This window comes from Hymenobacter agri (genome assembly GCF_054778495.1).
Genome location: NZ_BAAGZM010000566.1, coordinates 1 through 2786 on the forward strand (window position 1 = coordinate 1; position 2786 = coordinate 2786).

General features: G+C 63.5%; 2 protein-coding genes. Both read right to left on the reverse strand.

Annotated elements, in window-relative coordinates; translation table 11 throughout:
• Positions 1–114: 114 nt before the first annotated feature.
• On the reverse strand, positions 115–1314 hold the full coding sequence (locus tag ACYVDE_RS19425; protein ID WP_460503195.1) for an ABC transporter permease: 1200 nt from the start codon (positions 1312–1314) through the stop codon (positions 115–117).
• A 143-nt stretch (positions 1315–1457) separates the two neighbouring features.
• Entirely contained in the window at positions 1458–2720 is a 1263-nt protein-coding gene (locus ACYVDE_RS19430) for an ABC transporter permease (protein WP_460503196.1), read from the reverse strand.
• Positions 2721–2786 lie beyond the last annotated feature (66 nt).

The window sequence follows — 2786 nt, forward strand, 5'->3', positions numbered from 1 at the left end:
TAAGTAGCATTCTCTTGTTGAGTTAATTAGACCGTCGTGCTGGGCCGTGGGCAGTCATGCTGAGCGCAGTCGAAGCATCTCTACCGCTTCGTTGCAGTGGTAATGCCCCCGCCCCTACTCCTCGCGCAGCGCCACGGCCGGATGAATGCCCGCCGCCAGCCGGCTCGGGTACAGAGCGCACAGCGCGGTCAGCGCGTAAATCAGGCCGGTGGCCAGCAGCATAGCCTGGGCATACACCCCCGGGCGGATTTCCAGCACGTGCAGCAACGGGAACTGCACCGCCACCAGCAGCCCCAGCACCAGCCCGAACGTGGTGACGACCAGGATTTCGCCCACCACCTGCCCGCTGATGCCGCCCGCGCTGGCCCCGATGGCCCGGCGCAGCCCAATCTCGCCCCGGCGCTGGTTGATGGTTTGCCAGAGCACCCCAAACAGGCCCATCGCCACGTTCACAATCAGAAACAGCCCCATGATGCACAGCCCCACCACCGGCACCAGCGTGTAGCGGCGGCGGTGCAGGCGCTCGTCGTCCATCACGCGCACCTGGCTGGTCCACTGGCGCGTGACGCCGGCCACGGTGCGGGCAATTTTTTCCTGCAGCTCGCCGCCCGAGCCGGGGGCCACGCGCACCAGCACGTTGGCCGTTTCCCAGTGGGTGGTGTCGTAGGGCAGCAGGCGCTGCCACATCGACGGAATGGGGGCCGAAAAGTCGCTTTCCATGCGCACGGGGTCGGCCACGCCGGTTACCAGAAACTGGTCTTCGGGCTTGGGGTCTTTGCCGGGGTTTTCCCAGGTGAAGATTTTGCCCAGGGCCGGGCCGTTGCCAAACAGGCTTTCGCGCAGGTCCTGGCTGATGATGACCGGGCGGTGGTGGCTGCCGTCGTCGACGGGCGCAAACCAGCGGCCCTCGCGCAAGTGCAGCCGCATCACGTCGGCGTAGTGGTCGTCGGCAGCGTAGTAGTTGGCTACCGGCGACTTCTTGCCCTGGTACTCAAACACCGAGTTGTTGGTGTTGAAGATGAACGGGACGTTCTCGCTGGTGAGGGCCACTGTGCGCACGCCGGGCAGGGCCTGCACCTGGCGCAGCACGTCGTCGAGTTCGGCGCGGGGCATTTTCCGGTCCTGGCCGGCGCGCACTTCCAGCCGCCACACCTGCGTGTAATCGAAGCCGTGCGGGGCCAGGTAGTTTTTGGCGGTAGTGATGAGCACCGCGCCCACCCCAAACAGCACCACGAAGGAGAAAAATATTTCGGAAATCAGCAGCAGGTTGGCCCGCCGGCGGTTCCAGATGAGGGTGAAGAGGTGGCGAAGCATGGGAAGAAATTAGCAGGATGAAAACAGGCCGTCATGCTGAGCGCAGTCGAAGCATCTCTCCCGCGCAAGTAATTTGATTAGTACTGAGGTAGAGATGCTTCGACTGCGTTCAGCATGACGTTCTCTTACCTCATAGCCGACGCTCACTTCTGCTCCCCGCCGCCGCGCAGGGCCGCCACGGGGTTCAGGCGCGACATTTTCCAGGCCGGGTACACGCCGCTCATCAGCCCGAAAACCAGCGTGAGCAGCATGCCCCAGCCGAATACCGACCAGCTCAGCGTGAAGTGCGCGTAGGCCACGGGGTGGGCCTCGTTCACCAGGGCCAGCGCGCCGGCGGCCAGCCCCAGCCCCAGCAGCCCGCCCACCAATGCCAGCACCACGTTTTCGACCAGAAACTGCCCCACCAGGTTGCTACCCGTGGCCCCGAAAGCCTTGCGCACCCCAATCTCGCCCGAGCGCTCCAGAATGCGCGTCACGTTCAGGTTCACCAGGTTCAGGGCCGGCAGCAGCATAAACAGCAGCGCCAGCCCGCCCACGATGGCGTAAAAAACGTCGAGGTTGTCGTCGTCCACGGTCTGGTCCTTATAGTTGAGTATGCCCCGCGTGATGCCCGCCAGCATGGGGTCGGCGTAGGAATACACGGCCTTCACTTCCTTCGGATTCGGGATTTCCACCCGCTTCATCATCTGGCGGTATTCCTCGCGCACGGCCGGCACCGCCGCCGCCGAGGGCGCCAGCAGCACCGGCAGAAACACGCCGTTGAGGCGGTTGTCTTTGTAGTAGTTCGCGCTCAGGGTGTAGGGCAGCCACACGTCGGCGTAGGCATACACCCGCGCGGCCGACACGTTGCGCACCACACCCGCCACGCGGTAGCGCTTCAGGTCGATTTCGATGGTGCGCCCCACCACGGCGGTAATGCCGAAATAGGCGCGGGCCGTGGCTTCGTTGATGACGCACACTGGCTGGGCCTGCTGCACTTCGGCAGTGGTGAACGCCCGCCCGCCCAGAAAGTCAAAGTCCATGATGCGCCAGAGGTTGCCGTCGGTGTAGGCCACGTCCAGCGGCAGCAGCTTGCTCTTGGTGAAGGCCGTGGCGTTGACCACGCCCGTGCTGATGCCCACCAGCTCCGGCGTTTTCATTTTCCGCACGTAGTCGTCCACGAAATGAATGCTGGCCGGCATGTTCATCCAGCCGTGGCCGTCCTGCCGCTGGTGCCGGATGACGTTCACGAACAGCATGCGGTCGACGCGCTTCACTGGCGTGCCCGGCCCCACCAGGTGGTTGAACATGGCCATCACCACCAGCAAAATCATCAGCGTGAAGCTCACGCCAAACAGACTGATGAAGGTGAAGAACTTGCGCCGCTGCAAGACCTTCCAGGCAATTTTTAAGTAGTTAAGTAGCATTCTCTTGTTGAGTTAATTAGACCGTCGTGCTGGGCCGTGGGCAGTCATGCTGAGCGCAGTCGAAGC

Coding starts and splice junctions, on each gene's coding strand:
- ACYVDE_RS19425 (WP_460503195.1), bottom strand. CDS start 1,314: ATGCTTCGCCACCTCTTCACCCTCATCTGGAACCGCCGGCGGGCCAAC.
- ACYVDE_RS19430 (WP_460503196.1), bottom strand. CDS start 2,720: ATGCTACTTAACTACTTAAAAATTGCCTGGAAGGTCTTGCAGCGGCGC.